This window comes from Chloroflexota bacterium, assembly GCA_013152435.1.
GTDB lineage: Bacteria > Chloroflexota > Anaerolineae > DUEN01 > DUEN01 > DUEN01.
In genome coordinates this window covers 1-20,622 of record JAADGJ010000089.1, presented here as the reverse complement: position 1 = coordinate 20,622, position 20,622 = coordinate 1, and the positions used below count along the sequence as shown (strand labels likewise).

Sequence of the window (20,622 nt, the reverse complement as noted above, 5' to 3'; positions counted from 1 at the left end):
ATTCATGAATCGCCCCTGCCTCGACAACGCCCATGGGGGAGACCACCCAAATTGCCTTTGTGGGTGACTGTGCCACGGTGGTTTTAATAGGTTGCCCTTCGGGTGGCGGGGGGCGCTGTCTTCTGCCATCCCTACATCAAGATATAGTGTAGCGTCACGAAAGAAGCTGTATATATTGGGTACCCGGGGGGCACTCAAAGCTTGGGGAAGGGCGAAGCTCCTCCGGCCCCCCATGGCGAGATGGGAAGACGAGGAGAAGAGGTTCGCCGGAAATGAAAAATCCCCCGACGCTGTAGCTAGCGCCGGGGGATTCCTCATGGCGTTGCCGTGATGCGATCAGTCCTGCACTGCCTCGATCACTCGTTGCAGCCGGGCTCGTGCTTCACGAGCTATCGAATCCAGATCCGGATTCTCCACAACCCCCAACATGGAGATGGGATCCACGATGGACACAACGCTGCCGCCGTCCTCTTCGTAGACGATGACGTTGCATGGCAGCAGCAGCCCGATCTCCAGCTCCGTGTTCAGCGCCTGATGGGCCAGCGATGGGTTGCAGGCGCCCAAGATGACGTACCTGCGGAAGTCGATATCCAACTTCTTCTTCAGCGTCGCCTTCACATCGATCTCCGTCAATACGCCGAACCCTTCCTGCTTCAATGCTCCGACCACCTTCTCCACGGCCTGCTCGTATGGTAGGTTCAGCTTCGTTCGAAATGCGTACTCGGTTATCGTCTTTGCCATTTTGTCTGATCTCCTAAGTTGATCTTTCTGAAAGGATCGTTTATGGCTGGGGAGAAGCGCTTCGTGAGCATCGGCTCTTCGTTGGGGCACCATTGCTGCTCCGGGCTGTGCTTCACCTCTCCAGGTCTTGACGCATCTGCTCATATTCCGCCTTGGAGATCTCACCGCTTGCATAGCGCCGTTTGAGGATCTCCAGAGGGGACTCGGGCGGTTGTTGTGCGGGCGTCCGAGGCTGCGTCGAACGGGTGGCTTGGGGGAAGAGGCTGCTGAGCAGCCACAGGGCCAGCCCGATGATCACCACCCAGAAGATGAGCATGAAGATCAGGCCCAAGCCGCCGAAGCCAAATCCCATCATCATCCTTACCTCCTCCTCATCTGCCAAGGGCTGGCTGGCGTCATGATCCCCGCTGAGGGGACCGGTCTTTGTACCAGCTACTTGTCGTTGGACATGGCCTGTCCTGGAAATTCCTATCGTCAGCCCTATGATAACCGGCCACCATGGCGGGCTCTTGAAGGGAGTATGAAGATTCTGTGAAGACCGCTCAGGGAGGAGGCTGAGGGGATAAGGGGCGCACGGGAGCCCCTCTCGAGGGTTGGCGAGCGGACTGTTGGTAGAGGAAAGGGACCGGGCTTCTGATCAGGCCCGGCCCCTACCACCGCTTTTCGCTCGTGAGTTACTCCGACGCCTCTTCTCTTGTCAGTACGATCACCCATTCCGGATTGCCGGTCTGCCGGATCTCCGCTTTGAAGCCCAGCCGATGAGCCTGCGTCGGGATCGTCTCCAACGCCGGGGCATGATCGGTGATCACCTCCAGGATCTCCCCCTCCGGCAGACGCTTCATCGCTTCCACGGCCTTCAGCATCGGGTAAGGGCAGATCTCTCCTCGGACGTCGAGTTTCATCTTGTTCACCTCCTCATAGAGAAAATCGGATAAAGCTTGCGCAATAGGCTGGCTGCGGCAGCGTGGGGGCTGCCGCAGGTTGAGCATAGGGACTCAGCCTGCTGTCGGTGGATTGTCCAGGTTCTGAGCGGTTCCTCTATCCATTGCTTGGGGCCCTTATTCACGGCAGGCGTCGGATGATCTGCACCCCCAGCCAGGCGCCGCCGAACAGCCCCAGGCCAAAGACCCAGCCGTTCAGCGCCAGCGAGGGGATGGCGGAGAAGAATCCTCCGATGTTGCACCCCATGGCGAGGCGTGCTCCGTATCCCATCGCGATGCCCCCGATGAAGGATTGCACGTAGCGTCGGCCGGGGGCGAAGCGGATCTTGAACTCGCCGGCCAGGAGGGCCGCCACGAAAGCGCCGAAGATCAGCCCCCAGTTCAGCAGGCTGCCACCGCTCTGCCAGGGGATGTGGCTCAACAGCTGCTTGCCGGCGGGCTTGTCGCCGAAGTACAGCAGGTTCTGGGCCGGATATCCCAGCACGTAGGCGATCCAACCGGACCAGCGGGAGACCGCCGTGGTGATGCCCCAGGGCTTCTTGTAGAGGTACTCCAGGATGTTCAGCACGCCCAGGGAGGCGCCGCCCACCAATGCCGGCCATGCGTGGACGAAGAGGCTGTTCCACCCGGCTCGGAGACGCTGCCCGAACGTCTCCGCCGGCGGGGGCGCCTCGCGCCGCACGGTCACGCCGCCGGCCCGTGTCTCCCACCAGATGACCAGCAGGTAGAGCGCCAGCAGGATCAGGAGCGTGATGCTCAGCGCCCCTCCCCATCCCATCACCCGAGGGAACCATACCTTGGGCTGCTGGGAGACCACGGCTGGCCACCACCACTCCCAGCTCAGCGCCAACAGGAACGAGCCGACCAGCATGCCGATCAAGGCAACCCACTGGGCGACGTACCCCTCGCCCATGCGGTAGAGGGTCCCCGAGGCGCAGCCGCCCGCGACGACCATCCCGGTGCCGAACAGCAGCCCTCCCAGGAGCGTGTGCCATCCCGTCGGGTACACGTTCCCCGCGATGCCCTGGGTCGGGTCGGGCACGGCCTTGTACATGATGAGCGCGAACCCCAGGCTGGCGATGGCGAGTCCCAGGAGCACGCCCTTCATCAGGCGGCCGTCTCGTAGCAGGAACAGATCTCGGAATGCGGATGTGAAGCAGAATCGGCTGCGCTGGACCACGAATCCATATCCCAGGCCGAAGAGCCAGAAGATAGCCAGGGTGGTGTTGACTTGAGTCAGCCAGGCGAGGATAACGATGCTGGCGATGGCGGCCAGCAACCCCAACAGCGTATGCTGGCTGACCCACGCGCCGGGGTGAGTGGACTGTTTCATGTTCGCGGCTGTCATCGTGCAACCTCCTCCTGTGGGGTGTTCGGAAAACAAAAAGAGACTCGCAAAACCCGGGGTGTCGGGCGACGAGTCTCCTACAAGCCAAAGAAGGGGAAAGGGTGGAATATGGTTAAGCGGCCCACCCACACCAGGATGGACCACCGATTCTGACCGGTGTTCTCACGTCATCGTGCCCCCAACTGTGCCTGTCATATCCTCGGCCAGGGAAGATCCCATCGCCCAGATCCAGATCAGGCGCAGCGAGCGCCGATGATTCTCCCCCGGATGGCATACCGCCGTGAGCGCGCGTATGCCGCGGAGCGCCATCGGCGCCCGCTATGTACAGATGCACATGAGTGGCAGAGCACGAGACATGTGATGTCCCCAAGAAGCCATCCGGGGCACGAGAACACCTTTTCCTCGAAGTTGGTGAAATTTTACTGGCGTTTGGACCCTTTGTCAAATCGTCTCGGCTGAACAATTGTTCAGATGTGGTCATGGGGCTTCCTCTACGGCGCGGGGGCCTGCACGTTGGCCGTGACGATCACCTGAGCCTCTGGCTCGTCGGGATCGTTGGAGGCGATGTAGATGTAGCGGCGTATCCGTCCGTTGTCCGGGTGAACCCCGGAATCGTACCGAATGATCAGTTTGCCCTCACCGCCGGGCGGGATCACTGTGGGCTCCACCCGGGCCGAGGTGCAGCCGCACGAGGTGGACACCGATTCGATCTTCAGGTCGCCCGCGCCCATATTGGACACGGTGATCTCGGTCACGGCCACCTGGCCCTGCTCGATATCGCCGAAGTCGTGCTGCGTGGCCGAGAGCGCGATATCGGGGCGTCGGGCTCCGTATGCCACCAGCACGAACACCAGCACCAATACGGCGATCGCCAGCCAGCCTATGGCGCGAACCCTCTTCATGTGCGCCTCTCCTGGGAATCCGTCGCCTCCTCTTTCCCGTTCTCCTCGCTCACCCGGGCCACGATCAGTTTGAAGATCCCCCTGGCCCCCAGATCGTCCACACGTTCGATGTCCAGGCCCGCCCGGCGAACGTTGTCCACCGTTCGTCGGTTGATGTGTGGCCCCATCAGCCGCGCGATCACCGGATCCAGCAGATCCATGAGCCGCCCCAGGATGGGGTGCTCGGAGCGCACGTGCTCCAGCAGCACCACGCGTCCCCCTGGCCTGACCACTCGTGCCATCTCTTGCAGCCCCAACACGGGATCGGGCACCGAGCAGAATACGAAGGTGGCCACCGCTCCGTCGAAGGCGTCATCTGGGAACTCCAGCGCTTGGGCATCCATCTGCAACAGGGTCACGGAGCGGCCCAGGCGTTCCGCTCGCCGGCGGGCCCGGTCCAGCATCCTGGCGCTCAGATCCACGCCGGTCACCTGTATCCCCGAAGGGTAGTAGGGCATGTTCTTGCCCGTCCCCACTCCGACCTCCAGCACCCGCGGTCCGGTCACCAGCGACCAGACGCGCTGCCGCCAGTCGTTGTATCGTCGCTCGGCCAGCGCCTCCATGAGGTCATATAAAGGCGCGATACGATCGTATCGCGCTCGCGTTAACGTCGTCTCCTTCACATCCACCATAAGAACCGTGCTCCTTCGCTTCGTATGCCGACCATCAGTATTCGATGATGATCGGCATGCCGATGTAGGCCATCTCCCATAGGATCTTGGCGTTCTCGTTGCTCAGCATGATGCAGCCGTACGTGATGGGCGTCCCGACCAGGCCGGCCCAGGTGGGGCGTCCGGTGGTGGCGTTCCACGGCAGGCCATGGAACCCGTTCTCCGTGCTGCCCGCCCAGTAGATGCCCAGCCAGTAGGGCATCCAGATGTCCCAGGCGGACCCGTATGCCGTCCGTATCTTGCTTTGAATGTAGTAGGTGCCCGGTTTGGTCGGCGAGCTGCGGCGCCCCGTGGAGCACACCCATTCGTATAGCAACGTGTCGCCATCGTATACGTAGCACCGTTGCTGGGAGATGCTCACCACCACCCGCTTGTCCCCGCCGCGCGGCCGGACCTCCCGCGACTGGGGGATGGCCAGCTTGCGCCCGGGGAAGAGCAGCCCATGGTTGCTCAGGTTGTTGGCCCGTGCCAGCGACGCCACGGGGACCTGGAATCGTTGGGCGATCTCGGAGAGCGTGTCGCCCGGCCGCACGACGTACACGCTGGGCGCCGGCTCAGCCTCAGGCGCCGCCTCCGGCTCGGGGGCGGCGGGCTCCAACTCGGCGGGGGGCGGGGATGCGGCTCGCTGCGGTATGCGCAGGCTTTGTCCCACGCGCAGGAGGTCGGACACCGCGATGCCTGAGGCTTCTGCGATGGCCTCGACGGTGACCCCATGCGCGGCCGCGATGGCGGAGAGCGTCTCGCCGGGTTGCACGATGTGCGCCTCGCCCTCATCCTCGGAGGGGGCATCCGAGGGGCGTGCGCTCTCGCCAGCGGCGTCTGCGGTGATGCGAAGCTTCTGGCCCACGTAGATCGCGTTCGGGTTGACCAGGCGGTTGCTCTGTACCAGGCTGTCGATCGTCACGCCGTGTTGCATGGCGATGCCGAAGAGCGTGTCCCCCGGCTGGACGACGTGGATGCCCTCCTCCGCCGTCGAGGCCGCTTGGACGCCGACGACGGGGATCAGCGCCAGCGCTACGGCCAGGAACGGGGGCAGGAGCAGCCGAAGCGTGGAGCGCATCTTAAGCCTCACGGAGCGAGATCTGGACCATGACATTGGAAACCCCTATTGGCTTCTGACGAGTTGCACGCGAACGGTTCGCCGATAGACCGTGATGAACGCGCCGATGACGATGGCGATCAGCGAGGCCCATTGGGCGGGCGTGAGTCCGGCGACGTCGGTGTACCCCAGTCGGATGAACTCGATCAGGAAGCGCCCGGTGGGGTACCAGATGGCGTACAGCCCCACCAACTCGCCATCCAGCAGCCGATCTCCATATCGCCAGCCCAGCCAGAACAGCAGCGCGAAGCCGATCAGATTCCAGAGCGATTCGTATAGGAAGACAGGGTGGAAGGTGGCAAAGGACTCATATCCCGGCAGACGGTTGGCCGGATCGATGGTGACGGCCCAGGGCAGGTCTGTGGGCGCACCGTACAGCTCCTGGTTGAAGAAGTTCCCCCAGCGGCCGATGGCCTGTCCCAGGGGGACGCCGACGATGACGAAATTGGCCCATCGCCACAGGGCGAGGTCGGCGCGCCGGGCGTACAGGGCGAGTCCCAGGATGCCGCCCAAAAGGGCGCCGTAGATCCCAAGGCCGCCCTGCCAGGTGGCGATGATGCGAACGGGATCCTCCAGGTAGTACTGGCGCATGGCCGGGCTCTCCAGCGATGAGGTGAGCACGTATTGGATGCGGGCGCCGAGGATGCCGAGTCCAAGGCACCAGATGAGCGCGCTCCAGATGTGTTCGGGATCGTAGCCCCACCGTCGAGCCAGGCGGGCGGAGGCCGTGGCCGCCAGGGCAGTGCCGAGGGCGATGAGGACCCCATACCAGCGCACCGTGAGGGGGCCTATGTGCAGCAGGATCGGATCGGGTGCAAAGCCAAACATGATGACGTCTTCACCTCCATAAGTAGCGAGTAGCCCCGGGATCGCGTCCCAGGGCTACTCGTCGGATCTGCCCCTTCCCACCAGAGAGGCTTCTGGAACATTCATGTCCAGTGGGCGAGGTATGGCGCTCCCCTCACCTGACGATGGGCCCGCTGGACGCGAAGGTGGCTATCGCCATTTCACAAATGCTTCGGACCAGACGGCTGCCTCGCTATAGTTGGGATCGTTGTTCTCGATGATGATGCCGCGACGCACGGTTTGTCCACGGACGTCGTGATACCCGGCGTCAAAGATCAGCCGTAGGAGTGCCACCTTGCCGGGTGGGATCACCCGTGCGGAGAGCTCCGCCGTGGTACATCCACACGTCGTGTAGATCCGGCTGATCGTTAATGGCGCCTCCCCCTCGTTCTTCAGCACGAAGGTATGATCCACCACGTCGGTGGGGCCCACCTCTCCGAAGTCCCAGAAATCCTGCGGGATGACCAGTTTCGGCTGAGGGCCGTCCTTCGGCAGGAAGGGGATGGGCGTCTGCGATGGTTCCATCTCATGCACACCGTACAGCCCATCATCGTAGACCACATCGGCCGGATCGTAGGATACGGCCTCAGCCGAGGCGCCGGCGGCCGGCGTGCGCCCCCAGGCCCAGTACGCCGAGACCACGATCAGGAGCAGCGCGAGGCCACCGCCGATCAGCAGCCACGGGCCCCGGGTGCGCCGACGCGATGTTCGTCGGCGCACCCGGCGTTTCGACGCTCGCCCCTTACCCATTCGTTAATGCCTCCGGGCATCGCGAGTGCGGGATTGGCGGAGCAGGCCCACGGGAGCCTCAGTGATGATGCTCATGGCCATGCTGCATGCCGCCTTCCTCTTTGCTGATGTACTTCTCCGGTTCCTTCTCGAAGGCCGCCTTGCAGCCGGGGGCGCAGAAGTAATAAGTCACGCCCTTGTACTCATAGGTTGCGGCCGCCTTGCTTTCGTCCACCGTCATACCACATACGGGATCTTTCGCCATCATTCGCCTCCTGTTGGAATTTATGAAGGGATCTCATCGCAGGTGCGATGGATTTGCCAGGGAGTCCCCGCTCGTGCTCAGGACGACGTCCAGGGCGTTGGAAATCCCCTCCCTCAGCGTCGTCGATGGGTGGTCGGCCTTGAGAATCTTCAGCCATGTGCGTCCATCACGCCCGTGAGCTACCACCTGTACGGGCGAGGAGGCATCCCCGTACACCAGGAGCACGGCATATTGGCAGGTGCATTGTTCCGTCCCGTGATGGGGGCAATCGCACTCAGGCAGGGATGCCAGCGCGTTGCGCAGGTCGAAGCTGCGGTATACCCGCATCCCCTGAATCTCCAGAGCCTGCGCAAGCACCTCTATTGTCTCCTGGCAATCCATCGCAACCTGCACTTGTTGTTCCATCACGTTAGCCCTGCTCCTCGGCCGTCGCCTCGTTCGTTCTGCGGGCATCGGCCGAGATTCCTCAGACGATGTCCCCGCGTAGCTGGTACCAGACCATTCCGGCCAGGTACCCCAAGCCGCCACCGCTTCCCGCTACGACCCAATGGATGGGGTGAAGACGTGCGCTCAGGAACATCTCCGCGCCGAGGTAGGCGGCCAGGAATCCGGCCATGATGCCTACGGAGGCCACCAGGGGAAGCCGTTGGGCTCGCCTGGTTTCCGCTCGACGTTTCTGTCGCCTGCGACGTCTTACCCGGGATCGTGCCATCGTCTGCGCTCCTGGTGTTTCGCGTTGCGTCATTTCTGGTGACAGTTCGAGTGTAGCATGCGCAATGGGGGCTCACAAGAGCTATTTGGCGTGCCCATGCCCCGCTAAATGGCTCATAGCCCTCGAGGTCGTTACGGGTCATAGCGCATAGGAGGGGTGTTTCTGCGATGGGAAGACGACCTGGCCTCCCGGAGAGGCGGGGTTTCCGTGGAGGGATCTCCGGAGCCCATCCTGGAGCGCGACGTCCTGCGGCGGGAAGACGCAGGGGAGGGTGCATGAGGGATGTGGCACCCGGCCGTGCTTGGCGAGGCTGGCCTGGGCGGAAGGGGCTATCGGGGTAGGTGGGCCTCGATGGTGGTCCCCTTTCCGGGGGATGAGGTGATGATCAGGCGGCCGCCGACGAGTTGAACCCGTTCGTACATGCCCATCAGTCCGAAGTGCCCGGATCGGGCCAGGTCCGTGAAGCGCCTGGGCACTCGGAACCCTATCCCGTCATCTTGCACGCGTAACGAGGTCCCCGCGTCGGTGAAGGCCAGCTCGATCCAGATGTGGCGGGCCCGGGCGTGGCGAAGGACGTTGCTCAGCGCCTCCTGGGCGATGCGGTAGAGGGCGAGCTCCTGTTCGTCCGTCAGGCGTCGCGGCGTGCCGACGCTGCGAAAGGAGGCTCCCACCTCGCGCGCCAGCATCTCCAGCGCCGGCACCAGCCCCAACTCCTCCAGGTAGGAGGGGCGCAGCGCCTGGCTGAATCGGCGTACCTCCTCCACCGCATCGTTGACCATGGTCCGGAGCTCGGCCAGCCGTTGGGCGGCCTGGGAGGGATCCCGCTTGAGGGCCCGCTGGACCATCTGCACTCGCTGGCTCAGCGCGATTAGGGTTTGCACCGTCTCGTCGTGTAGCTCACGGGACAGGCGGGCTCGCTCCTCCTCCTGGGCTCGGGTCATGGCCCCCACGTAATCCTCGAGGGCGGCCTGATAGCGCTGGACCTGGCGCGCCATGCGATCCAGCGTGCGGCGCAGGTCCTCGATCTCCTTGACGCCGCCGACCAGCTCGGCGGCCGCCTCGAAATCGCCCAGGCCGATGCGGTCCGCCTGCGCGTCCAGCTTCTGGAGCGGGCGCACCACGTACCGCAGGCCGAAGACGAGGGTGAGCACGGAGACCGCGGCGGCGGTCAGCAGGACGAAGGGCATCACCCGATCCAGGCGCAGCAGGGGCGCTGCCAGAGGCTCCCACGGCTCGCGGATGAGCAGGGTGCCCTGGATCTCCGGGATCGGCGCGTAGGCGATCACCTGCTCCCCCTCGGGGCTGGGGGCGAAGTGGAACCCGTTCTCGCCCTCCAGAGCCTGTTCCACGCTGGACCATTCGATGGGGATCGTGTCGGCGGGGGAGGCCCCGCCCACGTATAAGATCTGCCCCTGGGAGGCGATCAGGGCCACGGTGCCGTTGGCCCCCAGATGCTCGATGCTCAACAGCCGTTCCAGTTCGAGCGCCTCGAGGGGGACGCCGGCGACGAGCCACCGAGTGTTCCCCTTCAAGGGGATCGCCCACAGGAGGGTGCGCCCGTTGGCGGCTATCCGGGCGGTCGGTCCGTCGTCCGTGTCCGCCTCGCCCGATGGCTGTCGGATGCCCTCCACAGCCCAGTCAGGGGGCGGATCGGGGCCGATGACGACGTCCCCCCGCTCATCCATGATCAGCAGGGTGGCCTTCGGCAGGGCCCGGCTGGCCTCCGTGACGGCCCTTCGCGTAGCCGTGATGTCCCCGCTTTGTAGCGCCTCGGATCGAGCCAGCAGGAGGATCGCCGTGCTGTAGCGGCTCAGCTCGGCCGAGACGCTGTTGGCCAGGGCCTGCGCCAGCCCGGCATCCCGCTCGGCGACCAGAGCGCGCATCGATTGCTGATGGCTCCGGATGCCGGTCAGGGAGAGGGCGATGAGCAGGATGATGAAGGGCAGGATGGTCCACAGGAGGATCTGCACCCGCAGCCCGCGCAGGCTGATCGAGGACCACCAGCTTTTCACGAGGACTCCTCTGGCAGATGGATGAGCCCCAGCTGGAGCCCCTTGGTGACGGCCTCCGTGCGGCTGCCGACCTGGAGCTTGGCGTAGATGTTGGCCAGATGGCCCTGCACCGTGCGGTCGCTGATGCCCAGCGCTTGGCCGATGCCTCGGTTGGTGAGCCCGCGCGCCACCATCTCCAGCACCTCCCGCTCACGCGGCGTCAACGGCTCGACCGGCTCGTCCGCGCGGTGCGATGTGCCCGCCAGGTGCGCCATCAGCTTCTGGGCGACGACCGGATCCAGCGCCGACTGTCCTTTGTGGACCGTTCGCACGGCCGCCACGATCTCATCGGCCTCGGCGGTCTTCAGAACATAGCCGTTGGCGCCGGCCTCCAGCGCGGCCAGCACGAACGGGTCGTCGTCGTAGGCGCTCAGGATGAGGACGCCCGTGGCGATCTGTTGGTCTCGCACCCATCGAGTGACCTCGATCCCGGTCGCCTTGGGCATGCGGATGTCCAGGATCACCACGTCGGGCTGGTGTTGGCGGATCAGCTCCTTTGCCTCTTCGCCGTCGGCTGCCTCCGCCACGACAGTGATGTCCTCTTCTTCCTCGAGGAACTCTCGAATCCCTTTGCGGACGACCGCGTGGTCGTCGGCCAGAACGACTTGGATAGGCTGCATGATCGTTATCCTCCTCGGCAGCGGCCCGCCTGTGCCCCGGCGTCTGCCATCGTGTGGCTCCAGGAGCCGGCCCCGTGGCATGGCCCAATCGGCGGGGATCACGGGGATGAGGCGGAAGGCCTGATACTCGAGATGGGTGCGTCCTGAGGGGGCCTGATGCCTCCGCTGCCGCGATGTTTATGGAGTTTTAGGCGCTAGATATAAGAGCACGGCGAGGTAGTGGCTGACACTGCCTCCTAAGACGAATAGATGCCAGATGGCATGGTGATACGGTAACCTGTGCCAGGTATAGAAGATGATGCCCACCATGTAGGCTGCCCCCCCGACGGCCAACAGGATCAGGCCGCCCGGGGGGATATGGACCAGCATCTCCTTCAAGGCGACCACGCATAGCCAGCCCATCAGGACGTAGGACAGCGTGGAGAGCTTTCGATAGCGCTGAGCGGAGAGGGTCTTGAAGCCGATGCCCAGCAGAGCCAGCCCCCAGATGATGCCCAGCAGCGTCCATCCCCAGGTGCCGCGCAGGCTGATCAGCAAGAAGGGGGTATACGTCCCGGCGATCAGCAGATAAATGGAGGTGTGGTCGATGATCCGGAGGATCCGCTTGGCCCGTGGGTTCTGAAAGCTGTGATAGAGCGTCGAGGACAGGTACAGGAGCACCAGGGTGCTCCCGTAGATGCTGAAGCTGACCACCTGCCAGGTGTCGCCGTAGAGCGTGGCCAGAGCTACCAGCACGATCAGCCCGACGATGCTGAAGGCGGTTCCAATGCCATGGGTGATGCTATTGACGAGGTCCTCTCTCAGGGAGTAGAGCTTGGGATCCCCGGGAGCGCCGCCCGGACCGGTTTCACGCGGCATCATGGTATCGCTCCGCAAGACATGGCTCGTGAGCTTCGGGAGATCGGAGAGCCGGCCAGCCGGCCGTCCTCTCCTGCCCCTAAACGCCTCGGAAATTGCGAAGAACAATGCTCACTCCGTTCCTTCCAGGGGGTTCGGATGCGGGTAGCAGCACAGCACGTTGTCCAGGTATTCTATGCCGCAGAAATAAGGACATATGGAGACGTTCTTGACCGCGCATTTATGGTGATCCGTTCCCTCGGCTTCGTTCCAGGGGCATCTGTCCTGTTCCCACGAGATGAGGCCCTGTGGAGTGGTCAGCTCGATATCCATATTGGCCCCGTCCAGCTTCCGGATCATCGTATCCATCGAAACACCGCCTTTCCCCGCCCTTGGCCTTGATGGGGACTCAGGTCAGACTCGGGCGGGTGGCGGATGATGCATGTCTTTCCGCCGTCGAGCCTGACGCCAAACATTATATACCCGATCCCCGGGAAAGGCACAAAGGAATGTAGGGGCATCTGGTCACGCTCGTTGTAGGGGACACAACGGCGTTGCGCCCTATTGGTATCAAGTTAAGCGATACGGAAGCGTGGCTCCGCATCTTTGGGGTGGCTCGGAGGGGTGGTAGTCCCTCCGAAGAACTCTATTTTCAGCTTCCCCCAGCACACGACGTGGCCAGACGTACCCCACCCCCCCTGTCGTCCCCCCTCCCCAATCCGCTTCGCTGGGAGGGGGGACCTGAGAATGGGTGGTGGCGGCGGCGCAGCTCACCGTTGAGCCCCCTTCTCCCGAGCCCGGGAGAAGAGGGTTGGGGGGATGAGGGCCGTTTTCCCTCGGTCGATGATCAGGGGAATGTCTTGCGTTGGGCGACACGCGGGGTGTTCCTACCACCCCGATTTCCACCACTGACTTTGAAAAAGCCCTGCCCTGCCCTCGGGGTGGCTTGACAGATCGGTTGAGCTATATTAGGGTACATAATATAGCGAGATGCGCAATCTTTGGTGACTCAGGTGGACTCATAGACGGCCGTTGCGCAGGCTCCCCCGTGTGTGGATCCCCATGGGCGGGTCCTTGATCGGATGTGACGGGCTCGCACATCCATGGGGGGACATCTGGGGGATTCCCTGCGGGGCCGGGATGATGGAAATGAATAGCGGCGGCTCCCCCACGCCGCTGTGGATGGGCCATCGGGATCGTTCAGGGGCTTCCGGTTGCGCCCGCCCGGCTTCGGCCTGGATTCCCATCAGGATCGGGGAACGGGCCAGAGCCCCGAGCGAGCGTCCTTTCCCGATGCCCATGAGCGCTTGCAAGGCCTTTCGACGGGTAGAGGTGCTGGGTTATGGGGGAATCCGCTCGTGCTCAGGCCACCTCGCGGCTTGGCGGTGTGGCAGGCGTCATCGCCGCGGTGTGGCTGCCGCTGTTCGTGTTGCTCTTCTTCGGCGTGATGACCGCTCAGGGACTGGATCAGGCTCGCTTCGGCGATCCCGATCACGTCCTGCCCTTCTTCGCCGCCCATCCCCTTCTCATTCGATTTACGGGATTGGTGAACATCATAGGTCTGCTTGCCGCTGGCCTCTTCGCCCTGGTGCTGGCTTGGCGGCTCGTCCCGAGCGCGCCCGGGATGGCCGCTTTGGGGGGCTTCCTGGCCCTCGTCGGCTGGCTGCTGGTCCTGGTCGCCGAGACGCTGGACCTGACGGCCTACATCAGCCTGCCCGCGGTGTACGCCCGTGACCCGGACGCCGCCTCGCTGACCTTTGTGATGCTGCAGACGGCGGGCCGCATGGTGCGCACTTGGGGCTACCTGCTGGTCGGGTTGGGAGTCGGCGCCCTGGGGGGAGGCATGTTGCGGCAGGCGGGATGGCCGCGTGGGCTGGGCTATCTCGGCCTGGTCGGCGTGGTCGTCGGGGGGACGATGTTCGCCTTCGAGTACTTTCTCGTCACCGGCACGGGGGATGCGGGCGGCGGATTGGCGCAGGCGTTTGAGGTGCTCTTCATCCTCTTGGGGCTGATCACGACCGCCTGGCATGCCTGGGGCGGATCGCAATTGTTGCGAGGGAGCGGGAAAGCCCAATAGGGCTTCCTCTCAAGTTGGGGCTTTCGGGCACCGGCGATATAGGCCATTTGGCGGGTGTCCGTGGGAAGCGCGTGGGCCGAATGACCGGTGCCGGGGCACGCCGGATCACCGTGGTCAAGCGCGTCGTTAAGGCCGATAATGGGGAGGTGGCTGAGGGGAGATTCCCAACGGCCGTGATCCTCCCCACGTCGTGGGGTGATTGGGAGGTTTGTGGATGATCGTTCGATGGCTTATCACCTGGATATTGGGTTTCGGGGGCTTGGCGGCCCTGTGGTCCGTCTCTCGTGACCGATTGCGTCAAACGCAGCCGGCGAGGGTTCGGTCCGATCGCCGGCGAGCCCATCGTGGGTCAGGAGGGAACCTATGGTAAAAGACCCGGTTTGTGGTATGGAGATTGAGGAAGAGAGTGCCGTTGCAACCCGCACGGTGGATGGGACGACGTACTATTTCTGCTCCGACCGTTGCGTCGAGCAGTTTGACGCAGATTCGTCCCAGTTCATCGCCGAGACGCCGCCGGCCGCGGTGACCGATCCGGTATGTGGAATGCCGGTCGATCCCGGCGCCGCGGCGGCCACGCGTGACGTGGACGGACAGACGTACTACTTCTGCTCTGAGGGATGTGCGAAACGGTTCGATGCGGACCCGGCCGCTTACACAGGTGGGCATGGCGAGCACGGGATGTCGGAGCCGATCGTCGGATCGGCGACCACCGGGGTCAACCCGCAGCTGGCGGGCCCGGTGCGGGTCGAGTTGCCCATCGTTAACCTGGACTGTGCCACATGTGTACAGACCATCGAGCGTGTATTGAACGAGCTGGACGGCGTCCAGAAGGCCAGCGTCAACTACGCTACGGCCCGGGCCCACGTCACGTACGACCCAACGCGGATCTCCCTGGCCGATATCCAGCAAGCCATCAAAAAGGCCGGCTACACGGTGGGCAGCGCCGAGGCCCAGATCGGCATCAAGGGCCTGCACTGCGCCTCGTGCGTCACGTTCATCGAGGAGGCGCTGATGAGCACGCCCGGCGTGATCCGGGCCTCGGTCAACGTGGCGACTCAGCAGGCGGATGTGGTGTACGTGCCGGGTATGACCACGGTGTCCACTCTGCGCCGTGTGATCGAGTCCACCGGCTATGAGACCGCGGAGCCAGCGCCCGGGGCACCCCCTGAGGACGCCGAGCGGGCCGCCCGCCAGGCCGAATATCGTGACCTGCGCAACCGATTCGTCGTCGCCGCCGTGTTGGCGGCCGTTGTGCTGGTGTTGACCTTTGGGGAGTACATCCCCGTTTTGCGGGAGATCCCGCGCCAGATCAATTGGATTATCCTGTTCGTGTTGACCACGCCGGTGCTCTTCTGGTCCGGCAGCCGCTTCTTCGTGGGGGCCTGGAGCGCGTTTCGGCATCGCACGGCTGACATGAATACGCTCATCGCGCTGGGCACGGGCGCGGCCTATCTCTACTCGACGGTGGCGACCTTCCTGCCCGGCCTGTTGCCGGAGGGGTTGCGCGAGGTCTACTTCGACACGACCGCCATCATCATCGCCCTGATCCTGTTGGGGCAGGTGCTGGAGGCTCGTGCCAAGGGACAAACCAATGAGGCCATCCGCAAGCTGATGGGTCTGCAAGCCAAGACCGCCCGGGTGGTGCGGAATGGTGAGGAGGTGGATATCCCGGTGGAGGAGGTGTTGGTGGGGGATATCGTCATCGTCCGGCCGGGGGAGAAGATCCCGGTGGACGGCATCGTGGTCGAGGGCACCTCGGCCGTGGACGAGAGCATGATCACCGGCGAGTCCATCCCGGTCAGCAAGAAGCCGGGGGACGAGGTGATCGGCGCCACCATCAACAAGACGGGATCCTTCCGTTTCCGGGCCACCAAGGTGGGCAAGGACACCGCTCTGAGCCAGATCATTCAGCTGGTGCAGCAGGCGCAGGGCACCAAGGCGCCGATCCAGCGGCTGGCGGATGTCATCTCGGGTTACTTTGTCCCGGTCGTGATCCTGATCGCCATCTGGAGCTTTGCCATCTGGTTCGTTTTCGGGCCGGAGCCGCAGCTTACTCACGCCCTGGTCACGGCGGTGACGGTGTTGATCATCGCCTGCCCCTGCGCGCTGGGCCTGGCCACGCCCACCTCGATCATGGTGGGCACCGGTAAGGGTGCGGAGAACGGCATCCTGATCCGCTCGGCCGAGGCGCTGGAGACGGCGCACAAGCTGGACGCCATCGTGTTGGACAAGACCGGCACCATCACCAAGGGCAAGCCGGAGCTGACCGATGTGATCGTCAGTGGGGACCTGGAGGAGGCCGAGCTGTTGCGGCTGGCCGCCAGCGTGGAGAAGGCGTCGGAGCACCCGCTGGCGCAGGCGATCGTGGACGGCGTCAGGGAGCGGGGGATCAAGCTGGTGGACGCCACGGACTTCGAGGCGGTGCCCGGTCATGGCGTTACCGCCGTGGTGGAGGGGCGCCAGCTGGCCCTGGGCAACCTGAAGATGATGCAGAAGATCGGCGCCGAGTTGAACGGGTTGGAGGCCCGGGCTCAGGCGCTGGCGGATGATGGAAAGACGCCGATGTACGTGGCCGTGGACGGCCGGATCGCCGGCATCGTGGCCGTGGCCGACACGGTCAAGGAGGATAGCCGGGAGGCCATCGCCCACCTCAAGCGATTGGGGCTGGAGGTGGTGATGATCACCGGCGACAACCGGCGCACAGCGGAGGCGATCGCCCGCCAGGTCGGCGTCGATCGCGTCCTGGCCGAGGTCCTGCCCGAGGACAAGGCCCTCAATGTGCAGATGTTGCAGCTGGAGGGCAAGACGGTGGCCATGGTGGGGGATGGCATCAACGACGCCCCGGCTCTGGCTCAGGCCGACGTGGGGCTGGCCATCGGCACCGGGACGGATGTGGCGATCGAGGCGTCGGACATCACGCTGATCAAGGGAAGCCTGACCGGCGTGGCGGTGGCCATCGAGCTGAGCAAGGCGACCATGCGCAACATCAAGCAGAATCTGTTCGGCAGCTTCATCTACAATACCCTGGGCGTGCCGATCGCAGCGGGCGTGCTGTATCCCTTCTTCGGCATTCTGCTCAGCCCGATCATCGCCAGCGCCGCCATGGCGCTCAGCAGTGTGACGGTGATCAGCAACGCGTTGCGCCTGAGGAGCTTTCAGCCTTCCATTCGGACTGGTCGGGGTAAGGAGGAACGATAAATGACGATCGCACAGATCAGCGTACTTTTGAGCGCTATCGTGCTCTCCATCCTGGTGATCTGGTTCTTCTTCTTCTCCGAGAAGAAGGGGGCCCGGTTGGCAGCCAGCGGTGGCGTGCAGGAGGCCGATATCATCGTGAAGGGCGGGTACACGCCGGATGTGCTGGTGGTGAAGGCCGGCCAGCCGGTGCGTCTGAACTTTCTCCGGCAGGAGACGGCCAGTTGCTCGGAGATGGTGCTGTTCCCTGATTTCAACAAGAGCGCCAAGTTGCCGCCCGGCGAGGTGGTGTCCATCGAGTTCACGCCGGAGAAGCCGGGCGAGTATGACTTCCAATGCCAGATGGGCATGCTGCATGGGAAATTAATCGTGGAGGAGTGAAAGGAGACGGATCGTGATGAGCTACCAAATTCTGGTTTACACCCAACCAGGCTGACTGTTTTGCGGAAAAGTGAAAGAGTTTCTTTCACAGAGGGGCGTGCCCTTCACCGAGCGGGATGTCTCCCAGGATGAGGACGCCCTGGCCGAGCTGGAGGCGCTGGGGGTGATGACGACGCCGGTGACGGTGATCGACGGCGAGATGGTGATCGGCTTCGATCGCCGGAAGCTGGAGCAGCTGTTGGAAGGTAAGGGAGAGGAGTGAGCAGGCGTGTTCCGTAGACTGTTTCGTCGCAAGGCCAGAGGTGTCGTGATCTATACCCAGCCCACCTGAGCGGACTGTCACGCGGCGAAGAGGTTCTTCGCACGATATCACATCCCCTTTGTGGAGAAAGATGTCACCGTTGATGAACGCTATATGGATGAGCTCGAACGCTTGGTGGGCCGCTTCGCCACGCCGACGCTGGTCATCGATGGCGAGGTCCTGTTGGGCTTTGGGATGAATCTCGCCCGGGTGCGTGAGCTGTTGCAGGCCGGGGGATATCTGGAGGAATCGGGCCGGCAGGACGGTGAGTCGGCTGGCGATCCGCCGGAGGGGAGGGAGCCAGATGGGACGACTGGGTAGCGGGAGATCCTTGCTACGATGGGGCATCCTGTGGGCGGCCGCCCTCATCCTGGCAGGCTGTGCGCCTGTCGGGTGGGGGCGGCTGGGGACGAGGACCGGCCGTGAGTTTCGCTCGAATGGCGAGCAGATCTATTTCACCGCCACCAGCCAGCGTGGGACCCGGATCACCTCCGATATGGGAGGGGGGATGATGGGCGGCGGCATGATGGGCGGTGGGATGGTGGCCTGCGCGAGCTGTCATGGCCCCGATGGGCGTGGCGGCCGCGTACGCTTCATGATGCGCTCGTTCGTCGCCCCAGATATCCGCTACAAGACGTTGACCGAGGAGAAGATGGAGCATGAGGGGGGAGAGGAAGAACATCCCCCTTACACCGATGAGACCATCAAGCGGGCCATCACGCAGGGGGTGAACCCGGCCGGGGATCCGCTGGAGTGGCCTATGCCCCGCTGGTCCATGAGCGACGAGGACCTGGATGACTTGCTGGAGTTCCTGAAGAGTCTGGAGTGAAGGGAGGACAGCTACCCGTACTCAACGAGGGGGTAGAGCTTCCATGTCCTTTTGGATACGCCGCCTCAACGAGCGGAATGTGATATAATGGTGCAACCGATGGTGGGATCGGCCGCTCGACGCGGCCGAAAGGGGAACCCGTGTGAATGATCTGAAGCGGTTTGCAGCGCCAAGTATCCTGTCTATCGGCGTGATCTTCCTCTTGATCGGGTTGGTTCAACAGGGGTTTGCACTCAACTTCCAAAGCGGTCTCTTCAATCTGGGGGTGATTTTCACGCTTTCCGGGCTTGTAGCCGCCGCTCTGGGGCGCAAATAGTTCCGCACAACGGGACGGACATGGACGAGACTCCCATCCGTTGCTCTCTCCCCCAAAAGGGCGGTCACATCTGAAAGGGGTGGCTCGGAGGGGCTGATCGCCTTTCCGAGCCGCCCATTGTGGACAGGGAAGGTATGGGGCATGGAGAAGAAGGATCAACGGAACTCATCGAAACGCCAGTATCCTCCCGTGTATGAGAAGATCGTTCCCATCGCGCTGGGCATCATCGTCGTGGCCATCATCGTCTTGCTGCTGATCGCCATAAGCGTCATCCTGGGGATCTTCCCGGGATCGGGGTGATCGTCGATAGGGTGGCCGCCCGCTGAGCCTGGATATCCTCCGCATTTATCCTTCAGGGAAACGGAGCACGAGAATGGTGTACACGTTACTGCCCTTCATCTCCAGCATCGTCAGTTTCGTCTTCGCCTTCTTCGTGTTGAAGCGCTATCTGGTGCGCAGGGGGCCCCATCTGCTTCTGTGGGGCATCGGCATGGTGTTCTACGGCATTGGCGGGTTCTGCGAGGCGTATTATGGGGCCTTCGGTTGGAATCCGCTGATCTTTCGCCTGTGGTATCTGTTCGGGGCCGTCCTGGTGGCCGCCTGGCTGGGCCAGGGCACGGTTTATCTGCTGGTTGATCGGAAGTGGGCCAATCGGCTGATGGTGCTTCTGGTGCTTGGATCGCTGTATGGGATGATCCGTGTTTTCGGGGCGGAGCTGGATCCGAGCCTGATGACGGGTGGCGTTCACACCGGCAGCGAGTTGAGCGGCCGGGCGATCGTGACCCCGGGCGTGCGCACCCTGACGCCCTTTTTCAACCTGTATGGCACGGTGGCGTTGGTGGGAGGCGCGGCGTGGTCCGCCTGGATATTCTGGCGTAAGCGCATCCTGCTGCACCGCACCATCGGCAATATCCTCATCGCGATCGGGGCGATTCTTCCGGCCTTTGGCGGCACGTTCAGCCGTTTGGGGATCAGCGGCGCGCTGTACGTGAGCGAGTTGCTGGGGGCGGTGCTGATGTTCATCGGCTTTCTTCGTGCTATCACGCCGATGGGGGGCGGTCCGTCATCCGATAACGATTAGCTGCTTATATTTTTCCAGGAGAGGGCCCGGGTGGCGAGTTGCTGGGCTGTGATAGGGTAGAGGTAGTCTTACCTGCCTCGAGCGGCAGTGAGTGGCACGCCGGAATGAGAAGGGGTTAGGGGACACAATATGTTGGATTCTTTGTTCCCCTAACCCCTATATCTTGTGCGCCCCCAGCAGGATTCGAACCTGCGACCTGCGGATTAGAAGTCCGATGCTCTATCCACTGAGCTATGGGGGCTCCCCGCCCTCCGCGATGGTAGGAGAGCTTCCTGCAACAGGAATTATAGCACGTGACTTTGCCTTGAACAAGCGCGCATCGGCGAGGATGGTGTATCTTCTTCGGTGGAAATACAGCGGGGAGCTTGAGGGGCGCAGCCCCTCAAAAGAAACTTCCCAGTTTCCGCCCTCACCTGCCTTGCCCGGCCTTGCCCGCCCGAATCAGGCCGGGAAAGGGCAGGTACAAGGCGGAAAAGAGGATATTTCGGCGGAGGGAGGGCCCTCCGCACCTCCCCTGTGGGCTCGCGATGGGCCTGATGGAATTTCCCCCATTTTGGATGCGCCGCCCCGGCGGACGGCATGGGGATCGCTCGGAGTGTGTCTGAGAAATGCCGTTGCCCGCTGTGGGGAGGCCCGGAGGG

General features: G+C 63.5%; 25 protein-coding genes and 1 tRNA gene. 9 read left to right on the top strand and 17 right to left on the bottom strand.

The window, feature by feature from the left end; translation table 11 throughout:
• Nucleotides 1-336: 336 nt before the first annotated feature.
• The 16 genes from GXP39_12900 to GXP39_12825 all read right to left on the bottom strand — a co-directional run bounded on the left by GXP39_12900 (nucleotide 337) and on the right by GXP39_12825 (nucleotide 12,170).
• Nucleotides 337-741, bottom strand: coding sequence for a DUF302 domain-containing protein (locus GXP39_12900; protein ID NOZ28933.1), 405 nt, complete (start codon nucleotides 739-741; stop codon nucleotides 337-339).
• Between the two features lie 112 nt (nucleotides 742-853).
• Nucleotides 854-1,096 carry an SHOCT domain-containing protein gene (locus tag GXP39_12895; protein NOZ28932.1) on the bottom strand — a complete coding sequence of 81 codons (243 nt, stop codon included), beginning with the start codon at nucleotides 1,094-1,096 and terminating at the stop codon, nucleotides 854-856.
• Between the two features lie 319 nt (nucleotides 1,097-1,415).
• Entirely contained in the window at nucleotides 1,416-1,643 is a 228-nt protein-coding gene (locus GXP39_12890; GenBank protein ID NOZ28931.1) for a sulfurtransferase TusA family protein, read from the bottom strand.
• A gap of 160 nt (nucleotides 1,644-1,803) precedes the next feature.
• Nucleotides 1,804-3,030, bottom strand: coding sequence for a YeeE/YedE family protein (locus tag GXP39_12885; GenBank protein NOZ28930.1), 1,227 nt, complete (start codon nucleotides 3,028-3,030; stop codon nucleotides 1,804-1,806).
• A gap of 491 nt (nucleotides 3,031-3,521) precedes the next feature.
• Nucleotides 3,522-3,932: a DUF1573 domain-containing protein gene (locus GXP39_12880; protein ID NOZ28929.1), complete on the bottom strand. Its 411-nt coding sequence runs from the start codon at nucleotides 3,930-3,932 to the stop codon at nucleotides 3,522-3,524.
• A complete protein-coding gene (locus GXP39_12875) occupies nucleotides 3,929-4,603 on the bottom strand; it encodes a methyltransferase domain-containing protein (protein NOZ28928.1) in 675 nt (224 codons plus the stop codon). The genes GXP39_12880 and GXP39_12875 overlap by 4 nt, the downstream gene beginning before the upstream one ends.
• A gap of 34 nt (nucleotides 4,604-4,637) precedes the next feature.
• Nucleotides 4,638-5,702, bottom strand: coding sequence for a LysM peptidoglycan-binding domain-containing protein (locus tag GXP39_12870; GenBank protein NOZ28927.1), 1,065 nt, complete (start codon nucleotides 5,700-5,702; stop codon nucleotides 4,638-4,640).
• A gap of 45 nt (nucleotides 5,703-5,747) precedes the next feature.
• On the bottom strand, nucleotides 5,748-6,569 hold the full coding sequence (gene lgt / locus GXP39_12865; protein NOZ28926.1) for a prolipoprotein diacylglyceryl transferase: 822 nt from the start codon (nucleotides 6,567-6,569) through the stop codon (nucleotides 5,748-5,750).
• 168 nt (nucleotides 6,570-6,737) lie between these two features.
• A complete protein-coding gene (locus GXP39_12860; protein NOZ28925.1) occupies nucleotides 6,738-7,337 on the bottom strand; it encodes a DUF1573 domain-containing protein in 600 nt (199 codons plus the stop codon).
• Between the two features lie 58 nt (nucleotides 7,338-7,395).
• Nucleotides 7,396-7,581, bottom strand: coding sequence for a YHS domain-containing protein (locus tag GXP39_12855; GenBank protein NOZ28924.1), 186 nt, complete (start codon nucleotides 7,579-7,581; stop codon nucleotides 7,396-7,398).
• A 33-nt stretch (nucleotides 7,582-7,614) separates the two neighbouring features.
• Entirely contained in the window at nucleotides 7,615-7,989 is a 375-nt protein-coding gene (locus GXP39_12850; protein ID NOZ28923.1) for a hypothetical protein, read from the bottom strand.
• A 58-nt stretch (nucleotides 7,990-8,047) separates the two neighbouring features.
• On the bottom strand, nucleotides 8,048-8,293 hold the full coding sequence (locus GXP39_12845) for a hypothetical protein (GenBank protein NOZ28922.1): 246 nt from the start codon (nucleotides 8,291-8,293) through the stop codon (nucleotides 8,048-8,050).
• Between the two features lie 329 nt (nucleotides 8,294-8,622).
• Nucleotides 8,623-10,305 (bottom strand): HAMP domain-containing protein, encoded by a 1,683-nt coding sequence (locus tag GXP39_12840; protein NOZ28921.1) that lies wholly within the window; start codon nucleotides 10,303-10,305, stop codon nucleotides 8,623-8,625.
• Nucleotides 10,302-10,964 carry a response regulator transcription factor gene (locus GXP39_12835; protein ID NOZ28920.1) on the bottom strand — a complete coding sequence of 221 codons (663 nt, stop codon included), beginning with the start codon at nucleotides 10,962-10,964 and terminating at the stop codon, nucleotides 10,302-10,304. Before GXP39_12835 ends, GXP39_12840 begins: the two co-directional genes overlap by 4 nt.
• A gap of 177 nt (nucleotides 10,965-11,141) precedes the next feature.
• A complete protein-coding gene (locus GXP39_12830) occupies nucleotides 11,142-11,822 on the bottom strand; it encodes a hemolysin III family protein (GenBank protein ID NOZ28919.1) in 681 nt (226 codons plus the stop codon).
• A gap of 111 nt (nucleotides 11,823-11,933) precedes the next feature.
• A complete protein-coding gene (locus GXP39_12825; GenBank protein NOZ28918.1) occupies nucleotides 11,934-12,170 on the bottom strand; it encodes a hypothetical protein in 237 nt (78 codons plus the stop codon).
• 973 nt (nucleotides 12,171-13,143) lie between these two features.
• On the opposite strand from GXP39_12825, the gene GXP39_12820 reads away from it, so the two are divergent.
• The 9 genes from GXP39_12820 to GXP39_12780 all read left to right on the top strand — a co-directional run bounded on the left by GXP39_12820 (nucleotide 13,144) and on the right by GXP39_12780 (nucleotide 19,981).
• Nucleotides 13,144-13,878, top strand: coding sequence for a DUF4386 family protein (locus GXP39_12820; GenBank protein ID NOZ28917.1), 735 nt, complete (start codon nucleotides 13,144-13,146; stop codon nucleotides 13,876-13,878).
• A 387-nt stretch (nucleotides 13,879-14,265) separates the two neighbouring features.
• Nucleotides 14,266-17,076 carry a heavy metal translocating P-type ATPase gene (locus tag GXP39_12815; protein NOZ28916.1) on the top strand — a complete coding sequence of 937 codons (2,811 nt, stop codon included), beginning with the start codon at nucleotides 14,266-14,268 and terminating at the stop codon, nucleotides 17,074-17,076.
• Nucleotides 17,077-17,454: a cupredoxin domain-containing protein gene (locus tag GXP39_12810; protein NOZ28915.1), complete on the top strand. Its 378-nt coding sequence runs from the start codon at nucleotides 17,077-17,079 to the stop codon at nucleotides 17,452-17,454.
• A gap of 55 nt (nucleotides 17,455-17,509) precedes the next feature.
• Nucleotides 17,510-17,716 carry a glutaredoxin family protein gene (locus GXP39_12805; GenBank protein ID NOZ28914.1) on the top strand — a complete coding sequence of 69 codons (207 nt, stop codon included), beginning with the start codon at nucleotides 17,510-17,512 and terminating at the stop codon, nucleotides 17,714-17,716.
• Between the two features lie 111 nt (nucleotides 17,717-17,827).
• Nucleotides 17,828-18,076 carry a glutaredoxin family protein gene (locus GXP39_12800; GenBank protein NOZ28913.1) on the top strand — a complete coding sequence of 83 codons (249 nt, stop codon included), beginning with the start codon at nucleotides 17,828-17,830 and terminating at the stop codon, nucleotides 18,074-18,076.
• Complete coding sequence (locus GXP39_12795; GenBank protein ID NOZ28912.1) at nucleotides 18,060-18,584, top strand: cytochrome c; 525 nt, start codon at nucleotides 18,060-18,062, stop codon at nucleotides 18,582-18,584. Before GXP39_12800 ends, GXP39_12795 begins: the two co-directional genes overlap by 17 nt.
• 142 nt (nucleotides 18,585-18,726) lie before the next feature.
• On the top strand, nucleotides 18,727-18,900 hold the full coding sequence (locus tag GXP39_12790; protein NOZ28911.1) for a hypothetical protein: 174 nt from the start codon (nucleotides 18,727-18,729) through the stop codon (nucleotides 18,898-18,900).
• A gap of 141 nt (nucleotides 18,901-19,041) precedes the next feature.
• The gene (locus GXP39_12785; GenBank protein ID NOZ28910.1) at nucleotides 19,042-19,200 is read left to right on the top strand and encodes a hypothetical protein; all 159 of its coding nucleotides are present in this window, start codon (nucleotides 19,042-19,044) and stop codon (nucleotides 19,198-19,200) included.
• Nucleotides 19,201-19,273: 73 nt separating this feature from the next.
• Nucleotides 19,274-19,981 carry a hypothetical protein gene (locus tag GXP39_12780; protein NOZ28909.1) on the top strand — a complete coding sequence of 236 codons (708 nt, stop codon included), beginning with the start codon at nucleotides 19,274-19,276 and terminating at the stop codon, nucleotides 19,979-19,981.
• 168 nt (nucleotides 19,982-20,149) lie between these two features.
• Here the strand turns inward: GXP39_12780 and GXP39_12775 are convergent.
• A tRNA-Arg gene (locus tag GXP39_12775) sits at nucleotides 20,150-20,222 on the bottom strand.
• Between the last annotated feature and the right edge of the window lie 400 nt (nucleotides 20,223-20,622).

Coding starts and splice junctions, on each gene's coding strand:
- GXP39_12860 (NOZ28925.1), bottom strand. CDS start 7,337: ATGGGTAAGGGGCGAGCGTCGAAACGCCGGGTGCGCCGACGAACATCG.
- GXP39_12900 (NOZ28933.1), bottom strand. CDS start 741: ATGGCAAAGACGATAACCGAGTACGCATTTCGAACGAAGCTGAACCTA.
- GXP39_12815 (NOZ28916.1), top strand. CDS start 14,266: ATGGAGATTGAGGAAGAGAGTGCCGTTGCAACCCGCACGGTGGATGGG.
- GXP39_12880 (NOZ28929.1), bottom strand. CDS start 3,932: ATGAAGAGGGTTCGCGCCATAGGCTGGCTGGCGATCGCCGTATTGGTG.
- lgt (NOZ28926.1), bottom strand. CDS start 6,569: ATGTTTGGCTTTGCACCCGATCCGATCCTGCTGCACATAGGCCCCCTC.
- GXP39_12830 (NOZ28919.1), bottom strand. CDS start 11,822: ATGCCGCGTGAAACCGGTCCGGGCGGCGCTCCCGGGGATCCCAAGCTC.
- GXP39_12795 (NOZ28912.1), top strand. CDS start 18,060: ATGGGACGACTGGGTAGCGGGAGATCCTTGCTACGATGGGGCATCCTG.
- GXP39_12845 (NOZ28922.1), bottom strand. CDS start 8,293: ATGGCACGATCCCGGGTAAGACGTCGCAGGCGACAGAAACGTCGAGCG.
- GXP39_12820 (NOZ28917.1), top strand. CDS start 13,144: ATGGGGGAATCCGCTCGTGCTCAGGCCACCTCGCGGCTTGGCGGTGTG.
- GXP39_12885 (NOZ28930.1), bottom strand. CDS start 3,030: ATGACAGCCGCGAACATGAAACAGTCCACTCACCCCGGCGCGTGGGTC.
- GXP39_12870 (NOZ28927.1), bottom strand. CDS start 5,702: ATGCGCTCCACGCTTCGGCTGCTCCTGCCCCCGTTCCTGGCCGTAGCG.
- GXP39_12875 (NOZ28928.1), bottom strand. CDS start 4,603: ATGGTGGATGTGAAGGAGACGACGTTAACGCGAGCGCGATACGATCGT.
- GXP39_12825 (NOZ28918.1), bottom strand. CDS start 12,170: ATGGATACGATGATCCGGAAGCTGGACGGGGCCAATATGGATATCGAG.
- GXP39_12810 (NOZ28915.1), top strand. CDS start 17,077: ATGACGATCGCACAGATCAGCGTACTTTTGAGCGCTATCGTGCTCTCC.
- GXP39_12835 (NOZ28920.1), bottom strand. CDS start 10,964: ATGCAGCCTATCCAAGTCGTTCTGGCCGACGACCACGCGGTCGTCCGC.
- GXP39_12895 (NOZ28932.1), bottom strand. CDS start 1,096: ATGATGGGATTTGGCTTCGGCGGCTTGGGCCTGATCTTCATGCTCATC.
- GXP39_12780 (NOZ28909.1), top strand. CDS start 19,274: ATGGTGTACACGTTACTGCCCTTCATCTCCAGCATCGTCAGTTTCGTC.
- GXP39_12855 (NOZ28924.1), bottom strand. CDS start 7,581: ATGGCGAAAGATCCCGTATGTGGTATGACGGTGGACGAAAGCAAGGCG.
- GXP39_12785 (NOZ28910.1), top strand. CDS start 19,042: ATGGAGAAGAAGGATCAACGGAACTCATCGAAACGCCAGTATCCTCCC.
- GXP39_12890 (NOZ28931.1), bottom strand. CDS start 1,643: ATGAAACTCGACGTCCGAGGAGAGATCTGCCCTTACCCGATGCTGAAG.